General features: G+C 60.4%; 13 protein-coding genes. 7 read left to right on the top strand and 6 right to left on the bottom strand.

All coding sequences use genetic code 11. The annotated features are described in order from the left end of the window. Positions 1 to 52 precede the first annotated feature (52 nt). The 6 genes from HF203_RS05840 (at position 53) to rsfS (ending at position 6,882) form a co-directional block, all read left to right on the top strand. Positions 53 to 553, top strand: a complete 501-nt coding sequence (locus HF203_RS05840) for an LPS-assembly lipoprotein LptE (RefSeq protein WP_246221662.1) — start codon at positions 53 to 55, stop codon at positions 551 to 553. 115 nt (positions 554 to 668) lie between these two features. Then, complete coding sequence (gene holA, locus HF203_RS05845; RefSeq protein WP_168667564.1) at positions 669 to 1,682, top strand: DNA polymerase III subunit delta; 1,014 nt, start codon at positions 669 to 671, stop codon at positions 1,680 to 1,682. 31 nt (positions 1,683 to 1,713) lie between these two features. Beyond that, positions 1,714 to 2,988 (top strand): glutamate-5-semialdehyde dehydrogenase, encoded by a 1,275-nt coding sequence (locus tag HF203_RS05850; RefSeq protein WP_168667566.1) that lies wholly within the window; start codon positions 1,714 to 1,716, stop codon positions 2,986 to 2,988. A 327-nt stretch (positions 2,989 to 3,315) separates the two neighbouring features. Further along, complete coding sequence (locus HF203_RS05855) at positions 3,316 to 5,379, top strand: glycosyltransferase family 2 protein (protein WP_210424649.1); 2,064 nt, start codon at positions 3,316 to 3,318, stop codon at positions 5,377 to 5,379. A gap of 297 nt (positions 5,380 to 5,676) precedes the next feature. Next, positions 5,677 to 6,333: a nicotinate-nucleotide adenylyltransferase gene (nadD, locus tag HF203_RS05860; RefSeq protein ID WP_168667568.1), complete on the top strand. Its 657-nt coding sequence runs from the start codon at positions 5,677 to 5,679 to the stop codon at positions 6,331 to 6,333. Positions 6,334 to 6,522: 189 nt separating this feature from the next. Then, positions 6,523 to 6,882 carry a ribosome silencing factor gene (gene rsfS / locus HF203_RS05865; RefSeq protein WP_168667578.1) on the top strand — a complete coding sequence of 120 codons (360 nt, stop codon included), beginning with the start codon at positions 6,523 to 6,525 and terminating at the stop codon, positions 6,880 to 6,882. A 128-nt stretch (positions 6,883 to 7,010) separates the two neighbouring features. Here rsfS and HF203_RS05870 read toward each other — a convergent pair whose 3' ends face one another. The 6 genes from HF203_RS05870 to purK all read right to left on the bottom strand — a co-directional run bounded on the left by HF203_RS05870 (position 7,011) and on the right by purK (position 15,167). Then, positions 7,011 to 8,921 (bottom strand): rhamnan synthesis F family protein, encoded by a 1,911-nt coding sequence (locus HF203_RS05870; RefSeq protein ID WP_168667580.1) that lies wholly within the window; start codon positions 8,919 to 8,921, stop codon positions 7,011 to 7,013. Positions 8,922 to 8,940: 19 nt separating this feature from the next. After that, a complete protein-coding gene (locus HF203_RS05875; RefSeq protein WP_168667582.1) occupies positions 8,941 to 10,335 on the bottom strand; it encodes an ABC transporter ATP-binding protein in 1,395 nt (464 codons plus the stop codon). Further along, positions 10,325 to 11,143 carry an ABC transporter permease gene (locus HF203_RS05880; protein ID WP_168667584.1) on the bottom strand — a complete coding sequence of 273 codons (819 nt, stop codon included), beginning with the start codon at positions 11,141 to 11,143 and terminating at the stop codon, positions 10,325 to 10,327. Before HF203_RS05880 ends, HF203_RS05875 begins: the two co-directional genes overlap by 11 nt. A gap of 312 nt (positions 11,144 to 11,455) precedes the next feature. Then, positions 11,456 to 13,396, bottom strand: a complete 1,941-nt coding sequence (locus HF203_RS05885) for an acyltransferase family protein (protein WP_168667586.1) — start codon at positions 13,394 to 13,396, stop codon at positions 11,456 to 11,458. 104 nt (positions 13,397 to 13,500) lie between these two features. Then, on the bottom strand, positions 13,501 to 14,016 hold the full coding sequence (gene purE / locus HF203_RS05890) for a 5-(carboxyamino)imidazole ribonucleotide mutase (RefSeq protein WP_168667588.1): 516 nt from the start codon (positions 14,014 to 14,016) through the stop codon (positions 13,501 to 13,503). Next, positions 14,013 to 15,167: a 5-(carboxyamino)imidazole ribonucleotide synthase gene (gene purK / locus HF203_RS05895; protein ID WP_168667590.1), complete on the bottom strand. Its 1,155-nt coding sequence runs from the start codon at positions 15,165 to 15,167 to the stop codon at positions 14,013 to 14,015. Before purK ends, purE begins: the two co-directional genes overlap by 4 nt. Positions 15,168 to 16,238: 1,071 nt before the next feature. On the opposite strand from purK, the gene HF203_RS05900 reads away from it, so the two are divergent. Then, positions 16,239 to 19,514 carry a beta strand repeat-containing protein gene (locus tag HF203_RS05900; RefSeq protein WP_168667592.1) on the top strand — a complete coding sequence of 1,092 codons (3,276 nt, stop codon included), beginning with the start codon at positions 16,239 to 16,241 and terminating at the stop codon, positions 19,512 to 19,514. The last annotated feature ends 438 nt before the right edge of the window (positions 19,515 to 19,952 follow it).

A 19,952-nucleotide genomic window follows, 5' to 3' on the forward strand; every position in this document is an offset into this window, starting at 1 on the left:
TCACGGTCGCGTGCGGTGCACGAGAGGGAGTGAGGAACGCATGAGCCGATCGATGCCCCGGTCCCGGGGGCTGTGGGGGACGCTGTTGGCAGCAGCGCTGTTGGCGCTCGCCGGCTGTGGCTTCCAGCTGCGCGGCAGCGTCGAGATCCCCGCCGAACTCAACCCGGTCTATCTCCAGGCCGATGCCGGCTCGCCGGTACGCCGCGCCCTGCTCGACCTGCTCTCCGGCAGTGGCGTCGAGGTCACCGACAACGTCGCCGAGGCGCAGATGGTGTTGCGTATCCTCGCCGAGGCCCGGACCTCGCGCGTCGCCGCCGTCGACATCAACGGCAAGACCCTGGCCTACGAGCTGCACTACATGGTGCGGTTCGATGCCCTCGGTGATGCCGGTACGCGGTTGGTCGCGCCACAGAGCCTGGATCTGGTGCGCACCTTCGACAACCCCGATGTCGAGGTCCTCGGCAAGCGGCTCGAAGAGGCGCTGATCTACGAGGACTTCGCCACCGACGCCGCCGATCGTATCCTCACGCGGTTGCGGGTGGCGCTGCGCTGAGTGGCGTGACGCGCGTCGTGCCGCTCGTCGTCACCATTGGCACGCGCGGCGCGCCCGCGCTTTCCTGTGGCGCCTCGAACGAGTGCGCCGCCATCTTTCCGGATCCTGCGACATCATGCGTCTGCGCTTCAACCAACTCCAGGCCCAGCTCGAGCGCGGCCTCGCCCCGGTCTATCTGCTCGGCGGCGATGAGCCCTTCCAGCTCGACGAGGCGGCGCGGCTGATCCGTGCCGCGGCCCGCCGGGCCGGCTTCGCCGAGCGCGAGGTGCTCGACCAGGACAGCGGCTTCGACTGGCACCGCCTCGGTGCCACCGCTGATGCGCTGTCGCTGTTCTCCTCGCGCAAGCTCATCGAGCTGCGTCTGAACAGCGCCCGTATCGGCAAGGAGGGCGGCGCGGCGGTGCGTGAGTACTGCGCCCGACCCTGTGCCGACAACCTGCTGCTGATCCTCGCCCCCGGACTCGAACGCAAGGAACTCAAGGCACGTTGGGTCGGCGCGGTCGAGGCGTGCGGCGCGGTGCTGCAGGTGTGGCCGTTGAAGGGGCGTGAGCTGGAGCAGTGGGTCGAGCAGCGGCTGCGCGCAGCCGGCTTCGCCCCTGGCTCGGGGGTCGCGGCACTGCTGGCCGAGCGCGCCGAGGGTAACCTGTTGGCCGCCTCCCAGGAGATCGAGAAGCTGCGTCTGCTCGGCGAGCCCGGTCCGCTCGGGCTCGACGACCTGCTCGGCACCCTCGCCGATAGCGCCCGCTTCGACCTCTTCGCCCTCACCGATGCCGCGCTCGCCGGCGATCGCGCCCGGGTGCAGCGTATCCTCGCCGTACTGCGCGCCGAGGGTAGCGCCGAGAGCCTGGTGTTGTGGGTGCTCGCACGCGAGCTGCGGATGCTCGCCGAGGCCGCCGAGGCCATCGCCCGCCAACGCTCCCCGGCACCGGTACTGGCCGCCCACCGGGTGCCGCGACCGCGTGTGGCAATGGTCGAACGCGCCTTGCGCGGACGCCCGCCGCGACGGTTCAACGGCCTGTTGCGCCGCTGCGCCGAGGCCGATCTGGCGATCAAAGGGCTGGCCCCCGGCGATCCCTGGCAACGGCTGGCTGCGATCGCCGACGACCTCGCCCGCGGCGGCGCGCACTGAACGCCTTATCAATCCATCGAAGGTCATCGACATGAGCGAATCCAGCATCACCGACATCGACGCCTACATGACCGACCTCGGCCGGCACGCGCGCGCCGCCGCCCGCGCCCTGGCGCGGGCCACCACCGCCGAGAAGAATCGTGCCCTGCTCGCCATCGCCGCGCGCCTCGATGCCGCGCGCGATCAGCTCGCCGCCGCCAACCGTCACGATCTCGAGGCCGGTGCGGCCAAGGGGCTCGATGCCGCCTTGCTCGACCGCCTGGAGCTGACCCCTTCGCGGATCGACGCGATGATCGAGGGGCTGCGCCAGATCGCCACGCTGCCCGATCCGGTTGGCGCCATCAGCGACCTCGACTACCGTCCCTCCGGCATCCAGGTCGGGCGCATGCGGGTGCCGCTCGGGGTCGTCGGCATCATCTACGAGTCGCGTCCCAACGTCACCGCCGATGCCGCCGCGCTCTGTCTCAAATCCGGCAACGCCACGGTGCTGCGCGGCGGCTCCGAGGCCTTCGCCTCCAACCAGGCGATCGCCAGCTGCATCCACGCCGGGCTCGAGGTGGCCGGGCTGCCGGCCGAGGCGGTGCAGGTGATCGCCACCACCGACCGTGCCGCGGTCGGGGCCATGATCACCATGCCCGAGTCGATCGACGTCATCATCCCGCGTGGCGGGCGGGGGTTGATCGAGCGCATCAGTCGCGAGGCCCGGGTGCCGGTGATCAAGCACCTCGACGGCATCTGCCACGTCTACATCGACGCCCATGCCGATCTCGACAAGGCCTTCGCCATCGCGCTCAACGCCAAGACCCAGCGCTATGGCACCTGCAACACCATGGAGACCCTGCTCGTCGACGTGGCGGTGGCCGGCGACATCCTGCCGCGCCTCGGGGTGGCCTTCGCCGAGTGCGGGGTGGAGCTGCGCGGTTGCGCCCGCACCCGCGAGCACCTGCCCGAGGCGCTGCCCGCCGCCGAGGCCGATTGGGATACCGAGTACCTGGCACCGATCCTCTCGATCCGGGTGGTCGACGGTCTCGATGCGGCGATGGATCACATCGCTCGGCACAGCTCGGCACACACCGAGTCGATCGTCACCGAGGACTACGCCCGGGCGCGGCGCTTCCTCCGCGAGGTCGACTCCAGCTCGGTGATGGTCAACGCCTCGACGCGCTTCGCCGACGGCTTCGAGTACGGACTCGGCGCCGAGATCGGCATCAGTACCGACAAGTTCCACGCCCGTGGCCCGGTCGGCCTCGAGGGGCTGACCTCGCTCAAGTTCGTGGTGCTCGGTGATGGTCAGGTGCGGGGCTGAATGGGTGTTTTTTGGCGTAGCCTGCGGGATTGTCTGAAAGATGCCTCCCTCCACAGCGATACGCGACATCCCTTTCGGGCAAAGGTCGGTTTGCGTTCAGCCAAGTAGCCGATCGTATTTTCTCGGTTGACTGGCTGTTGCGTGGTCTTCTGGGACGGAGCGTTTTTTCTATTGCATGTCGCTTGCGGCGAATTCGCATTGGTGAATGTTGTTGCGGTCACGTATGGCAGCAGGCTGCGGGTTTTTAGGTCTGTGGTGCTGTGTTTTCATGGGCCTTGACATCCGTTTTGATCGACTTGTGGTGATTCGGTCATCGCCGCATTCGCAATGCGTAAAAGCGATGGTCTCGGTATCAAAAACCTTAAAAGAGAGTGCGGGGCCGGCAGCTTGTCCGTGTTTCTTGCGGTAGGCTTGTGCTCCCATTCCGAAAAAATAGGTTTCTCGTTCAATATAATGAAACATGTGAAACATTTTTTTTACACTGTCAATGCTGCGTTGAAGGCTGGTGGCGGTGTGCGATCCGTGGTGATGAAAGTCTGGAATGTCTATCGGGTTTCTGGGTTATCAGGGGTTAAGCGTCGATTTTCATTCTTTATGTCGTTGACGAGGTCTGATGGCGCCTCTGGGTTTTTTAGAAATGACTATCAAAAATGGATTTTACAGTACGACACTATTGATGACGATGTGCGTGAGTGTATTCGTGAGCGCATCGCAGGATTAGCCCGGCTCCCGAAGATATCCGTAATCATGCCGGTCTACGAGCCGCCGCTTGAGCTTCTCGATGAGGCAATCTGGTCGGTACGTAATCAGCTCTACCCAGAATGGGAGCTGTGCATTGCTGATGATGCTTCGAAAAACCCGCAAGTTAAGGCGTTGTTAGAAAAGCATGCCAGTCAAGACGAGCGTATAAAGGTTGAATATCGACGAGTCAATGGCCATATCTCGGAGTCGTCGAATTCTGCGTTGGCCCTGGCGACAGGCGAGTACGTTGCTCTGCTGGATCATGATGATCTGCTTTCCGAACATGCACTGTTTTGGGTTGCTGAAGAAATTCAAAAATACCCAAACGTTGCGCTGATTTATTCAGATGAAGATAAAATCACAGAAACCGGTAAGCGTTATGAGCCTTACTTTAAATGTGAATTTAATCCTGAGCTATTTTTGGCTCAGAATATGATTTCTCATCTTGGGGTTTATCGTCGTGATCTCATCGAAGAAATTGGTGGGTTTCGATCGGAATTCAATGGCTCCCAGGATTACGATTTAGCGTTACGCGTGATTTCTAAGGTTGCTCCAGAGCAGATCGTTCATATTCCTCGAGTGCTTTATCATTGGCGTGCCATATCTGGCAGTACAGCACTAGCGAATAGTGAGAAAAGCTATGCCTCTGTTGCTGGGCGCAAGGCTGTTTCTGCGTATCTGAAGAGCAAGGGAGTGACGGCTGAGGTGATGCCAGCGCCAGAGGTTTTATCCCATAATCGCGTGCGTTTTGCACTCCCTGATCCATTGCCTATCGTCAGTATTATCATCCCAACCCGTGATCGCGTGGATTTGCTGGCAAAATGTGTCAACTCAATACTTGGGAAATCAACTTATCCGCATTTCGAAATCATCATCATAGACAATGGCAGCGTTGAGTCGGAAACCATTGATTTTTTAAAAGGATTACCGAAGGATCAGGTCAAGATTCTGCGCGACGAACTTCCGTTTAATTTTTCCCGGCTCAACAACCTGGGGGTACGCGAAGCACGTGGTGAAATCATCTGCTTGATGAACAATGACATGGAAGTGATTGAGGGCGGATGGCTTGAGGAGATGGTCGCATTTGCTGCTCGTCAGGAGATCGGATGCGTTGGTAACAGGCTGTGGTATCCCGATGGCACCATTCAGCATGCAGGGGTCGTACTCGGTATCGGTGGTGTTGCCTCGCATTCCCATAAAGGGTATTACAAGGGGCATGCTGGATACTTCAGCCGCGCCGTCTTGCATCAGAGCTACAGTGCAGTGACCGCTGCCTGTCTCGTGGTTCGGCGTCAGGTGTTCGAGCAGGTTGGTGGTCTTGACGAGGAGCTGGCTGTGGCGTTCAACGATGTCGATTTCTGCTTGCGTGTCCGCGACGCTGGTTACCGTAACCTGTGGACCCCTTATGCCGACATGATCCATCATGAGTCGGCCTCACGCGGTCTTGATGATAATCCGGTGAAGCGGGCGCGCTTCAAAAAGGAGGTGGATATCATGCATGCCCGTTGGGGAGAGGCGCTTCAAAACGACCCGGCTTACAGTCCGAACCTAACGCTGTGGCACGATGACTTCAGTTTGGCCTGGCCGCCGCGTATCGAGCTGTTGACCGCGCCCTCGAACACCTCGGTCGAGGAACTGGCTCAACGCTAAGCTGCGAGGCTGTCGACCGATCTCAAGGTGGATCGATGGCATACACGACGTCGATGATGATCGGGGCGGGCGGTAACTTGCAATCTGCAGCCCCTGCCTCGAGTGAATTGCGGGACAAGTTGCGTGCTTTCTGCTAGCGTTCGGACATCTCTCGAACGTTGACCGATTTGGACAGGAGACCTTGCGACAACCCCGCTTCGTTGCCCGCCGTCATGTGTTGCTGTTGGCGCCCACGCCGCGAGGATTCAGCCGTTTGCAGAACCTGGCTGCGTACCGTGCGGTAGGCTGTTTCGAGCGATGATCGGCGTCTTCGGCGGCACCTTCGACCCAATCCACTTCGGCCATCTGCGCCCCGCGTTGGAGTGCCTGCAGGGGCTGGATCTGGAGCAGGTACGTTTCATCCCGCTCAAGGTCCCCGTGCATCGCCCTCAACCCTGTGCCTCGCCGCTCGCGCGGCTGGCGATGCTGGAGGCGGCGATCGCCGGAGAGCCGCGCTTCATGGCCGATGCGCGCGAACTCGAACGGCCCGGCCGCTCCTATTCCTACGACACCCTGGCCTCGCTGCGCGCCGAACTCGGTGCGCAGCGGCCCCTGTGTCTGCTCGTCGGTGCCGATGCCTTCGCCGGATTCCTGCGCTGGCATCGGCCACGGCAGATCCTGGAGCTGGCGCACCTGGTGGTGATGCGTCGCCCCGGTCATCAGGCGCTGGTCGATCCCGAACTCCAGGCGCTGTACGCACGTCACGGTAGCGAGGCGCGTGCGGAGCTGGCGCGCGCGCCGGGTGGGCGCATCCTCTTTCAAGAGGTCACCCAGATCGATATCTCGGCGACCCGCATTCGCCGGTTGCTCGCCGCCGGGCAGAGTCCGCGCTACCTGCTGCCCGAGCCGGTGCGCGCCTATATCGCGCGCACCCGGCTCTACGAGGGCTGCGGCATGGGTGAGCTGCCCGCCTGAGTCAGTCTTTTTCCGCGGGATGGGGCGTTCCCCGTCCGACAAAGCCGCGCCAGGGATGGCGCGGCGCCGGCGATCACGCTTGCAACGTCGTCGACCGGCCAGGGCCAGGAAGGCAGGCGTCGCGATGATCGCGACCTGTCGTGACCGGTGCACAGGCACCCCAAACATTCTCAAAGCAGAGGAGATCGCATGCAGCTCGAGCAACTTCGGGAACTGGTCCTAGAGACCCTGAACGACATGAAGGCCAACGACATCGAGGTCATCGACGTGCGTGGCAAGACCGCCGTCACCGACTTCATGGTCATCGCCTCCGGCACCTCCGATCGCCACGTCAAGGCCATCGCCGAGACCGTCGCCTTCCGCGCCAAGGACGCCGGCGAGGCGCCGCTCGGCACCGAGGGCCTGGCCGAGGGCGAATGGGCCCTGGTCGACCTCAACGGCATCGTGCTCCACGTCATGCTGCCCAAGGTCCGTGACTTCTACAGCCTCGAACGGCTGTGGTCGGCCCCCGCCGTGGTTCCCAAGACCGCAACCGCCCAGCACGCCTGAGCGGGTGCGCGCCCGTGTGCGTCCGCGTCTGCCCGCCCATGCGAGATTTGCATGGGTAGGGCCTCAATCCGCCGCTAGCGTTGAGTGATGCGCAATCGATCAGGGGTCATGTACCGCCCTGCGGTTATCTATCCGGTTGATTCGTAATCCAGCCGCAGACAACGGCCGGTATGGCCGCTTGCCATCACCAGGATGATGCGGCGCAGCGCATCGTCCAGTGTGTCTGCATTCCGGGAGGGTTCTAGGGGAAAGTCGGTGAACTTGAGCGGTAGCTGTAGCCATTCGCGCAGACAGGCCGTGCGTGCCCAGAAGATACCGGCTTGTGGATGCTCTAGACGCGGAAAAGTTGCAGCGACTCGTGTGGTATGGCGTTGTAGCAGGTCGGCGACAAGCGCCTGGCTTTCTTCCCTGCGGTCGTCAGCGGTGTTGGTGCCCTCGTGGTCTTGCGGATAGAGGATCTTGGCCTCTGTCTGCAGGAGTCCGAGCAGATAAGCGACCTGATCGCCCCCGGCATCAGGCGTGCCGAGCAGTAACGACAGGGCCTTCTGCGGTGCGGCGGTGTGGAAATGACCGATGACGTCGTATTCGGCAAGCCGCTGCCCGAACTGAATGATCAGTGGTGCCAGGTCGCGCCCACGCTCGGGCACCGTCTCGATGATGATCTGATCGGCATGGGGCAATGCTGCGCGTAGCTGCTCACTGAGCGCTTCTTGATCGAAACCCTGACTCACTGCGACATAGAGATCGAAGGGTACCGATAGGTTGCGTGCATGATCGATGAAGGTGTCGCCCCCTGTTCCCTGCAACAGGCGTAGATGTAAAGCAATGCGCTGTCCCGCCTGTGCCGCCGGCACTGGAGTTTGGAGTCGGGGCGGGATGTGATGCGGGCTGATCTCGAGCTGATCGGCCGTTGCCTCTTGTCTCCGTGCGTGTCCCTCGCACTCGGGACTATCCGCTGGCTGTGTCCTTTGTGTTTGCCACCAGGCCCTGAGTTGGTGGAGTCTGAGCAGTGCTTGACTGACCAGCTGCGGTCCTCGTTTTACCAGACAGCGTTTTAGTATCACTCGACATGGTTCCGAGGGCTTGTCGGTGATCTCCTTCAGGGTCTTGCTGAATTGTTGTGCCCTGGCCTCCGCCTGTTGCCAGGCATCGTGCTGGTCTTGGATGCGCTGATAGAGCCGATCGAGCAGTCGCAAGGTGTCGTCGAGCTTGTCGAGATTGGTCTGCCACTGCATCAGTGCCGCGGAGTTCATCAGTTCATCGAGGGTGTCTTCTCCCGTGATGACGGCGTTGAGTCGGGCATGGACCTCCTGGGCGAGCGGTAATGCGGTCTCCGGTAGCGGGGTGAACTGATCGACGTGGTAGTGGCGTAGCCCGGTCTCGAGGAACTCTTGGCAATATAGCTCCAACTCCAGCGTGTCGATCGGTTCACCGAGCCAGTCGGCGACCCTGGCGAGCTGCTGACGCGGCTCCTGGAGCAAGCTGTCGTAGTCGACCGCAATTGCAGGGTATCGGTTGGCATGGCCGAGGATGGTCAATACATGCACCACCCACAGCAGATAGCTCTTTTCCTCATCGAAACCGTCGCGTCGCACCAGTGAGGCCACCACACTGATGGGGTTACGTAGTGCGACGATATATCGCGCCTCGAACGCCGGCGTATCCAGTACCTCGCTCCAGATCGGCAGTAGCTTGGCCGTCCTCGGGTCCTTGAAGCCGAAGCATTGGCAAGCCTCTGTTTTTGAAATTAGTAACTGGCGAGCGCGTGTCACGAACCCCTGCTCGCGCAAGCGTTCGAGGTCACTCGTCTGCAGTGGCCTGAGACTGTGCCATTCTTGGCCGATGGCTTGCAGCATCTCGTCATTCAGTTGAATGATATCGAGGTCTTCCCAAAATCCTTTGCTGTTGTCTGCGGCTGTCGGCAGCAGATTGTCGCCCAAAGCCACACGCATGGTTTCGAGACCACGTGTAATTGCGCTGGTGCCGCTGCGATGCATGCCGAGCACAACAACGATTTTCTTGACTTCATCGGTTGACATGGCTGTTGTTGATTAAATTTTATTGATGATTGATCAGGATGCGTGGACGACAAGAAAAGTCCACGATGCCGGTAGCAGTACGCCGTGTATCCGGGAGTACGCGAAACATCTCGGCATCGACTAGACGGTGCAGAAAGGTCTCCTCGCCATCACTGATTCCTAGTACCCCCGCATTGAGAAAATAGGTGCCAGGGTTGAGCATGCAATCGAATTGGAATTCGACATCGACCCAAATGTTCGCGGCGATATGATCGATACCCTCACGCATATTGGCCGCAGAAATGCTCCCGCCGACGTTCACTCCGGAGGTGGTTTTGATCAACATGCTGAAGCGTGCATGCGTGATGGGACGATCGAAATAAACTCGATACTGATAGCAGTAGACCCCGCCGCTACATAAATTGTTCACACGCTCACCTGCGGGGGTCGTGATCCGTGCCTCGCTGATGATGGCGCCGTGCGATTCATAAGAGATCGTACTGTCCGGCTTCATCCCAGGGTCGTAGCTCTCGAGCGTCGTTTCTTGGGTGGGAGGTGGCTCGTTTAGTTGCGTTTGCGCATCTTCTTGTGTGACTTCGCGCTGGCCGCTTTTGCTGGTGTCGTGTTCGAGGATAGCCGCGCGAATCTGGGTGCGTTTGTCCGCTGGCGCATAGAGTAACTTCTGGTAGTAGCCGATGATGTGTTTGGGCTCGCCGCTTGCCAGCCGTTCACCGGCATCGAGCAGAATAGCTCGATCGCACAACTCGATCACGGTGTGTCCCGAGTGCGAGACGAACAGGATCGTGGTGCCGGAGTCACGGATAGCCTCGATGCGCGAGAAACACTTACGCTGAAACAGCTCGTCGCCAACGGACAGCGCCTCGTCGATCACCAGGATCTGTGGATCAACGTTGATCGCGACGGCGAAGGCCAGCCGTACCAGCATTCCGCTGGAATAACTCTTGACCGGCTGGTCGATGAATGGGCCGATATCGGCGAAGGCGGCGATATCGTCGAAGCGCGCGGCAATCTCCTCCTTGCTCATCCCCAGCACGATGCCGTTCATATAAACATTCTCGCGCCCGGTGAAGTCGAGGTTGAAGCCGGATCCAAGCTCCAGTAGGGCCGCGATGCGCCCCTGCGTCTGCAGGGTTCCTGTCGTCGGACTGAGTGTGCCGCAGATCAGCTGCAGTAGGGTCGACTTGCCACTGCCATTGCTGCCGACGATGCCAACGGTCTCGCCCTGTTTGATCTCGAAATCGACATCGCGTAATGCCCAGAACTCCCGGAAGTACTGCGGGGCTTGCCGTCTCGCTAGCCGAGCCATTCCGGGCGCTAGCATCTGCTTGAGACGGTCTCGGGGCTTATCGTAGATATGAAAGCACTTGCTGAGGTTGCTCGCGCTGATCACCGTTGGTGTGCTGTCAGAGGACATCCGCGAATCCTTTTCGTGTCTTTTGGAACCAGGCAAAGCCGGCCCAGGCAATGAAGAAGCTCATCAACCAATAACCGCAGAGGATGAGCGGGTCCGGTGTCTCACCGAAGAAAAGAACGGCGCGTGTCTGCTCGATGACAATGGTCAGCGGGTTGGCGTAAAGAATCGGACGATAGGCCTCGGGTAGTGCAGTCAGGGGATAGAAGATAGGGCTGAGGAACATCAGTACACTGGTGATGATCGTCACGACATGTGTGATGTCTCGCAGGAATACACCGGTTGCAGCAAGTAGCCAGCTCAGCCCCATGGTCAGCATCATCAGCGGAAACAGGATCAACGGGAAGTAAAGAGCAGTGAGGTGAGGGGTCCCGAATAGCGCCCAATAGGCCAGTAGCCAGACAGCTAGGCTGATCGTGCCATGGAACAGCGCGGAGATCAGCGTGACGGCTGGGAGGATCTCTAGAGGAAAGACAACTTTCTTGACGTAGTTGACATTGGCTGTGATCAACGACGGTGCGCGGTTGATGCACTCAGTAAACAGATTGAAGATAATCAATCCGGCAAAAAGAATGAGCGCAAACTCGCTTTTTGAGCCCGTGCCGCTACCCCAGCGCGCCTTGAATATCTCGCTAAATACAAAAGTATAGACACCGAGCATCAGCAGGGGGTTGAAGAACGACCACAGTAGCCCCAGCATAGAGCCGCGATAGCGCCCAAGTATTTCGCGCTTCGTAGCGGTAGTGACCAGCTCACGATGTCTCCACAGTGTTGCCACCATTTCAGTGGCGCGTGTCGGGAATTGCCGCATCAGTTCACCACCTTGATAGTGCTACGGGTCTTGTTTGCTGCGCACAGGCCATTGCGGCGGTAATGGCAGCGAGTCTCTGTTGCGGCGCGATCCCTGCTGCCGTCACTGGCGCTCTGGGTTGATCGATAGCTGTTCATCTGTGCCCTGAATTAAAGTCTACGGTGAGGTGTGGCGCCTGCTTTCCATCGGCTCATGTCACCAGCGTTGCTGCCTAGCCGTTTTTAGCGCAACAGTTTGTCAGACTCAAGGTGGAGCCATGGTGTGCTCAGCGTCTTGATGTCTTGTGATTTTCAATTCTGTTTGCTGTCTGTTTCAGGGTGTTCTGAACCAGTCGATCGCGTCAACGCGCTGAGCAAAAAAGGCGCTACCGGCTAGGGTGTGATGGCCATAATCATAGAAGAACTTGCGATAATCACTGTCGATCGCATGGCAAAGACTTTTATCTCTTTCGCAAATGTAATCCATGCGGTCGAGTAAAATTGCGCCGGTTGCATTGGCGATTGCGGTGATGCGCTTATTTAGTGATGGCAGTTCGGTGCGTGCAATATGGTGTTCAACGAATTCCTGATAATACCGCTTGTTGATGTGTGTGGTGACCTTTTCAGGGGAAAGCAGGCGTAGATTGATGTCGTGTGCAATGCGCTGCATTTCGGTGTCGATCAAGGTTCGAGTTCCGAACAAGCGAAACTCGAAGATATTCTTCACCACCACTACGCGTTTGCCGTTTTGCTGTAGGTTATTGATAACCTTCGGCAGGGTGTCGACATCGTCTTGATCATAACGCGTTGCCAGGACCACGATATCAGCCGCCTGATAATTTGCGCTATGGTAAAATCGATCTGATGTGTCGGCGAGCATGTGTAACTGTGCGCCATAACGTGCAAGCTGATAATTGGCGCTAATACGTTTACTGAAATGGAAAATATTGAACAAGTCTTTGGCGTGTGAGTTGCCAACGATCAGCACCTTGCGCCGGGGATCGGTTGTGTCGAACCACAGTTGTTGGTCATAGGCGTTATCAGCGACGTCGTAGTCCGGGTCCTGGCTCAGCGTGCGCAGCACCTCCCAGCTCTCTAGCTGCAGTGCTTCGTTGTTTGGGTCGTACTGACGGTAATCGAACGCAATCTCTTGCAGTCGTGCGGGAACGCCTTGCAGATGGTTGATCACCAGGCCTGTGCTGAGGAGTGTGCTGCCGACCGCCACTGCCAGCAGTAGGGCGGGGCGGCCGGGGGTGTGTCGCGCCGAACGAAACGGCTGCTCGACATAGCGCCAGCTCAGCCCCCCCAAGGCTATCGCCAGGACACAGAGCCCGGCCATGACCGGCAGGGATGGTGGGGTCGGGGCCGTGTGCCGAAACAGTGCGAAGATCGGCTGATGCCACAGATACGTGCTGTAACTGACCAGCCCTATCGTCACCAGCGGGCGACTCGCCAACAGTCGGCAGGCGAGGCTGCTGTCGCGTCCGGCGAGGATGATCAGCGCCGTGCCCAAGGTTGGCGCCAGTGCATACAGCGAGGGGAACGGTGTGGTGGCGTCATAGACGTGGACGGCGAACACGATCAGGCCGAGTCCGAGCAATCCGGCGAGGGGGGCTAGGCGAGTGCGCCCAGGCCAATCCGGCACGCGGTGAAGGAGCAGCGCCGTCAGTGCCCCGATTGCCAGCTCCCAGACCCGTGACGGCAACAGAAAAAAGGCCGCCGCCGGTGCCCGATAGGCCGCCCACTGTGCCCACCCCAGACTCAGCGCCAATAACACGCCGAGTACTAGCCACAGCCTCGTCCCGGCGCGATACACCACCAGCATCAACAGTGGAAATAGCAGGTAATACTGCTCCTCGACCGCCAGGCTCCAAGTGTGGAGCAATGGCTTGAGTTCAGCGGCGGTGTCGAAATAGCCGCTGTCGAGCCAGAACAACACGTTCGACCAAAAGGTCGTGGTCGAGACCAGGCCACGGCCCAGTTCCGCCAGGGCGTCAGGAGGCAACCACCACCATGCATAAGCCAACGTCACCGTCAGCACGACGAATAGCGCTGGCAGGATGCGTCGTGCCCGGCGCTCGTAAAAACGCGCTAGGCTGAACCGCTCGTTGGCGAGATCGTTGAGAATGATGCCGGTGATCAGATAACCGCTGATCACGAAGAACACATCGACGCCGACGAAACCACCGCTGAAACCGGGGAAACCGGCATGGAAGAGCATCACGGCGATAACGGCTACCGCTCTCAGTCCATCGATCTCGGGGCGATACTGCATCACGGGGTCTGCTGGGTCTTTTCGGCGTACGCGAAAGGCCGCCGTGTGCGTCAGCGAGCGCGAGTCGTCGTCACGACACGCGCTGCCATGATGGTGAGGACGCCCTAGGCCTGTCGCCCCTCGAGCTGCGCCACCTTGTTCATCACCAGCTGTTCCAGGTCGCGCTTGTACTGCGCCACCCGCTCGCGGATCTCGGGGTCGGAGGCACCGAGGATCTGTGCCGCGAGGATGCCCGCGTTCTTCGCCCCGTTGATCGCCACCGTCGCCACCGGCACCCCGGCGGGCATCTGCACGATCGACAGCAGCGAGTCCTCGCCCGAGAGCGTCGAGGTCTTCACCGGCACCCCGATCACCGGCAGCGGCGTCAGTGAGGCGGCCATGCCCGGCAGGTGTGCCGCCCCGCCGGCCCCGGCGATGATCACCTGCAGCCCGCGCGCGGCGGCCTGCTCGGCGTAGTCGTAGAGACGGCGCGGGGTGCGGTGCGCCGAGACGATGGTCATCTCGTAACCAATCCCGAGGCTGGCCAGGCTGTTGGCCGCCTCCTGCATCACCGGCAGGTCCGAGTCGCTGCCCATGATGATGCCAACCTGTACGCGCGCACGCGCCTGAACCTGGCTCATGCCTGTTCCTCCCCGGTGATCTCGATCAGCTCGCGTACCCGCAGCGCCTTCTCACGCGCCTGTTCGATGTCGGTATCGAGCACGGTGACATGGCCCATCTTGCGAAACGGCGAGGTATGCGCCTTGCCGTAGAGGTGCACGCACACCCCCGGAATGGCCAGGGCCTCAGCCATCCCGGAGATCACCGGCCGACCGCGATAGCCGGGGGCGCCGAGCAGGTTGATCATCGCCGCCGGCACCAGTTGATCGGTGGTGCCCAGCGGTAGTCCCACCACCGCGCGCAGGTGTTGCTCGAACTGGTCGGTCACGCAGGCCTCGATGGTGTGGTGGCCCGAGTTATGGGTGCGCGGTGCCACCTCGTTGACCAGCAGCGAGCCGTCCTCGGTGAGGAACATCTCCACGCCGAACACCCCGATGCCGCCGAGCGCCTCGACCGTGCGCACCGCCAGGGCGCGTGCCGCCTCGGCCTCGGTCTCGCTGATCGCCGCCGGCGCCAACAGCAGGTCGAGCACGTTCTCGCCGGCGCGGAAACACATCTCCACCGGTGGATAACAACGGCACTCGCCGTCGCGCCCGCGCGCCACCAGCACCGCCACCTCCTTGCTCGCTGGCACGAAACGCTCGACCAGCGAGGGCACCGGCAGATGACGCTCGAAGTCCTCCGGGCCCTTGAGGATCGACACCCCGCGCCCGTCGTAACCACCGCGCCGCGCCTTCTGCACCAGCGGGTAGCCGAATGCGGCGAAGGCCTCGGCGGTGGGTTCGGGCATCGGCTCGAAGGCCGCGGTCGGAATCCCCGCCGCCTCCAGCGCCTGCTTCTGGGTGAGCTTGTCCTGGATCAGCGCCAGTACCCCCGGCGCCGGATAGATCGCATGACCCTCTTGCTCGAGTTCGATCAGCGTCTCGGTGCCGATGTCCTCGATATCGAAGGTGAGCACGTCGCTGGCCTCGGCCAGCTCGCGCAGCTTGGCCGGATCATGGTAGTGACCGACGATCTGCTGACCGGCGATCTGCGCCGCCGGCGAGTTCGGCTGCGGGTCGAGCACCACGCAGGTGCAGCCGATCCGCTTGGCGGCCTTGGCCATCATACGGCCGAGCTGACCACCGCCGACGATGCCGATACGGGCAATGGGTAAGGAAAATCGATCCATAGTGCAATGATCGGGGATGTGGAAGAAATTGGAAAGCCCTAAAGAATACAGGGGATTAGTCAGGACAGCGTGTAGACGTATCGGCTGGGGCGAGCGACGGTCACGGGGACGCTGAGACGACATGGTATCGGCTGCGCCCCCGAGTCTCCAGTCTCGGGCGTGACGAAACCGGGTGATGGCCTTATTTGTGTCTTTTTAGCTACATTTGGCGTTGACACGAAAAACGCCCGACCGTTACGCGCAAAAATCTTGAATTGTTTCACGCTTTGATCTAAACCCTATCCCTGATCAAGCCCTGTCATCCCGACTGCTGATAAACGGATCACGGAAATGTCGGCGCCACCTTCAGGGACGAGTCTCGACTGTTCTTTTCTTGCTACAGCTGCCCGCGCCGCACACGCCGCTGGCAGCGCTCGAGGTGTGCGCGTGACACACACCGAGTCCGTCGCCGACCTCCCTCGTCCGGCATCTGCGCGTGTCGCCGTTCGCCTGGGCGCGAGGTGGCGGGGCCGTACCGATGACGGGGCTGGCGTGCTGAGTCGGGGTTGCTCGGCGCTCAGGCGTGCCACGCCAAGACACCGCGCCGTCAACCGGGTCGGGGTCGCTCCGGGCATAACCCGCGATGCGTTGATCAATAGTGTCTGGAACGCATTGACGAGTATTGCGGCGGTGCTGACGATTCGTGCCTATAAAAATAAATCATGCATACCTAAAAAAATTAATGGGGCGCAGGGTTCCAATTTCTCTCATGATCGTCATCATGTCGACACGAAAAATCAGCAAAGTCATGGGCTAAAATGCAGGACTTGTGAAAACCTGTAAAAGGCATTGTTATGTGCTTACGGCGGCAATTCAGCCGATTGTCGGAAGGATTTGATGATCGAACGGTATTGAACTGACAGCGTGTCAGACGCTATTGTCCAAGCCGTAGTCAAGGATCATGTTGGCTGATGGATTGCCTGTCCTGCCCTGACACCTCGGCGAGGGATCATCATTAGGGTCGAGGTGCTGGCCACGACGTAAACGCCATTCGGCGTTTTCACCCATGCATATGTAACGGAGAGTAGATCGATGGCACTTCAAGGCTTTGACCAGACCTACTACCTCGGCGTCAAGCTCGCCCAGCTGCAGAGCAACCCGCCAACCGCTGACGAATGGGCAGACAAGACCACCGCTGACGTCGAGGCCGCCTTCCAGGCCGCCAACCTCACCGCCGAGCAGCACTACACCACATATGGCTATACCGAGGGCCTGGCCCCCAACGCCTTCTTCGTGCCGCGTGAGTACGAGCTGGCCAAGGGCATGCAGCTGATGGCCGCCAACCCCGGTGCCTACCCGGATCTCGCAGCGGCGGCCAAGGCCTTCACCGACGCCTGGAACGGCAACGTCTACGACCACTACCTGCAATATGGTGCTGCGGAGGACATCAACCCCTCCAACGACTTCGACAACTCCGCCTACTACGCTAGCAAGCTCGCTGAGCTGCAGGGCAAAGGCAACACCGACTACCAGACCGTCGACGAGCTGAAGGCCTACTTCGAGTCGATCGGCATGACCCCGCTGGGTCACTATGTCGATTTCGGCGAGGACGAAGGCGTACCCGTGACCCCGGTCCCCGAAGATGAGCAGGTCGATCCCGACACCCCCGTCAACCCCGGTGGCGACTTCACCCTCACCGCAGGGACCGACATCCTGCTCGCCCCTGGGGCCGAGCTGCCCGAGGGCGTCACCGAAGAAGAGGTCAAGCGCACCACCGATCGCGACGACATGATCGAGGGCGTCTCCTCGGCGCTGTCCTCGGCCCGTACCCTCAACCCCGAGGACAGCATCGACGGGGCCAAGGGTAACGACCTGCTCAAGGTCGACATGCAAGGCAACTTCAGCGGCTTCACCACCGCCGGTGGCGTCACCAACGTCGAGACCATCGAGCTGACCAACAGCGGGACGATCACCCGCACCTTCGACGCCACCGGCGTTGAGGGCGACGTCAACTATGTCGTTAACGCCAAGGACGCCACCGTCAACCTCACCGACCTCGGGAGCGTTGGCGCCATCACCCTCAACGGGCAGAGCAGCGGCAGCTTCTCGGCCAAGTACGCTACCGACGTCACCAAGGGTACCGACGACACCCTGGCCCTCACCCTCCACGACGTCGGCACCGTCAAGACCGACAGCGTCGCCGAGAAGGCCGTCAGCATCACCGCCGCCGGCATCGAAGAGGCCGTGCTCACCAGCAACGGCACCGCTAACGTCGTCGACCTCTCCGGTCTCAGCGCCACCAAGTACACCGTCTCCGGCGCCGGTAACCTCAAGGTCAACGACACCGTCGCCAGCCTCGCCACCTTCGACGCCGCCGCCCTCACCGGCGACCTCGACCTCGCCGTCGATGCCTCCAAGGCGGTCAAAAACGCCACCCTCCAGGGCGGCTCCGGCGACGACACCCTGACCCTCAGTGGCAGCGGTACCGTGCAGTACGCCATGAGTGCGATCGAGACGGTGGCGGTCGATGCGCTGAGCGGCGTGATGACCTTCTCTGCGGCCAATGCCAGCGGGCTCGAGACCATCCTGGCCAAGGATGGTCTGAACCAGAACACGACCTTCGCCAGTCTGGGCAGTAGCGATTTGACGGTGCAGCTGCAGGGGGCGAACGCCAATACCAGTACGCTCTCCCTGGACCACAGCGGGTCCACCATCTTGATGGTGGATACGCCGGCCTCGACCGCGACGACGACAACGCCCTCGGTAAACAAGCTCAACGTCACGGCGGTGAACAGCTCTTCGGTGAATATGGATGTCGCCGAAAAGATGGACTACCAGGGGGTCGTGACCGCGACGACGGCGACCTCTGTGGAGTTGTCGATCAACGGTGAGACCTCGACGGGTGCCGACATCAAGGCGACCAAGGCGACCAGTGTCGTGATCGATGCCGTCGCCAACGCCTCGCAGCTGAAGCTCACCACCTCGAAGGCGACAGACCTCAATATCACTGCAGCGGCAGCCCTTACTCTGACTGGATCGACGTTGGATGCCGTCGAATCGTTGACGGCGAATACCGATGGGCTCCTGGAATTCGGTACCGTCAACCTTGCTAAGGTTGCCGCGGTCAACCTCTCCGGTACCGGTTCGGCCGACCTCAACAACCTCGGCTCGACGACACTCGATTATGGTCTGACCGTGACGGCCTCGGGGCTGTCGAGTGACAAGGCCGCGAGTAGCACGTCGCTGACGACTGGCACCATCAACACCAAGGGTCACGCCATCACTGTCGATGCCAGTGGCGTTGTCGGTGCAGTGACGCTCGGTGCGATCAGCGCGGCCAACGGTGCGACCACGGCCGGTGATGTCACCGTCAATCTCAATGGAACCGGGGGTAACGCGACACTGGGCGCCATCACCGGCAAGAGCGTGACGGTTGATGCCTCTGGGGCATTGGGATCCATGACCTACGGTGGTGCTATTTCGGTCGCGGACACCTTGACCTTCAAGGGCTCTTCGCTGAATGCGAACGACCTCTCTGGTAAAAGCATTACGCCGACCGGGACCTCACTGACGGCTAGCCTCACCGGCGGGCTCGGCAATGATCAGTTCAAGATCACCTCTGTCGATGCCAACGAAACCGCAACCATCACCCTGACCGGTGATCTGGGGCTGGGTACGAACTCGGTTATTGTCGATGCGGGCGCTGAAACGACCACTGGCGTCACGATCAACCTTTCAGGGTTGGATGTCGGAACTAGTGGCACAACCACTGTGACTGGTGGTGCTCTGGCGGATACCATTACGGGGACGTCTGGGGCTGACACCATTACTGGTGGTAAAGGCGATGACACTTTGGTTGGTGGTGCTGGAGCTGATATCTTTACCTTTTCTACATCAGGAAATAACGGGAAAGATTCTATCTCCGATTTTGTTGTGGATAGTGACAAGTTAAATGTTGTTGCTATGACAGCTGGTACTGGTTCGGCTGCTACGGAGATAACATCCGCAGGTGCTGCAGATACTGCGATTGACCGAAAAGATTTCGTCCAGGTTATCAATACTGATGGTAGTGCGGCATCTGTCACGACTGCAGGTACTGCAACACTTGATGCGGCTGATTTTACGGCAGCAACCTTAACGGATGTAGCAGCATTCCTTGCTGAGAAATTCACTGGCGTTAGCTCTACTACTGATGGTGACACTGGCGTGTATGTGATCAACTACACAGCATCGGGGTCGACATCCACTTACGTGTATCAGTGGGACAACAATACAAATGCCGACGTTGTTCAGGCTGATGAGCTTTCTCTTGTTGGTGTCGTGACGAGAGATGCTGTAATCGACAATGGTGATTTGACAGTCGCGTAAGCAGCAGCGGCCGTAGGTTGGGTTGCCAACGGCAACCCAACATTGCGCCAGCGCTTGATGATTGAAACGAGCCGCCCTCGGGGAGCCGGGGGCGGTTTTTTGATGTGAGCAGCGTAGGTTGGGTTGCCAACGGCAACCCAACACTCGCGCCAGCGCTCACTGATTGAAACGAACCGCTCTCGGGGAACCGGGGCGGTTTTTTTGATGTGAGCGCCGTAGGTTGGGTTGCCAGCGGCAACCCAACATTGCGCCAGCGCTTGATGATTGAAACGAACCGCTCTCGGGGAACCGGGGGCGGTTTTTTTGATGTGGGGTGCTCGGAGGGGCGGGGGTGATTCAATCGGCTGAGATAATGCCGTCTTTGGTGAAGAATGAATGCCTTTTAGGTGGGGCTTTTTCTTTTGGGTGAATTTCTTTGTTTTTGATGAATCCCCCCTT

The sequence above is a fragment of the Marichromatium bheemlicum genome, assembly GCF_012276755.1.
In the GTDB taxonomy this organism is placed as follows: Bacteria; Pseudomonadota; Gammaproteobacteria; order Chromatiales; family Chromatiaceae; genus Marichromatium; species Marichromatium bheemlicum.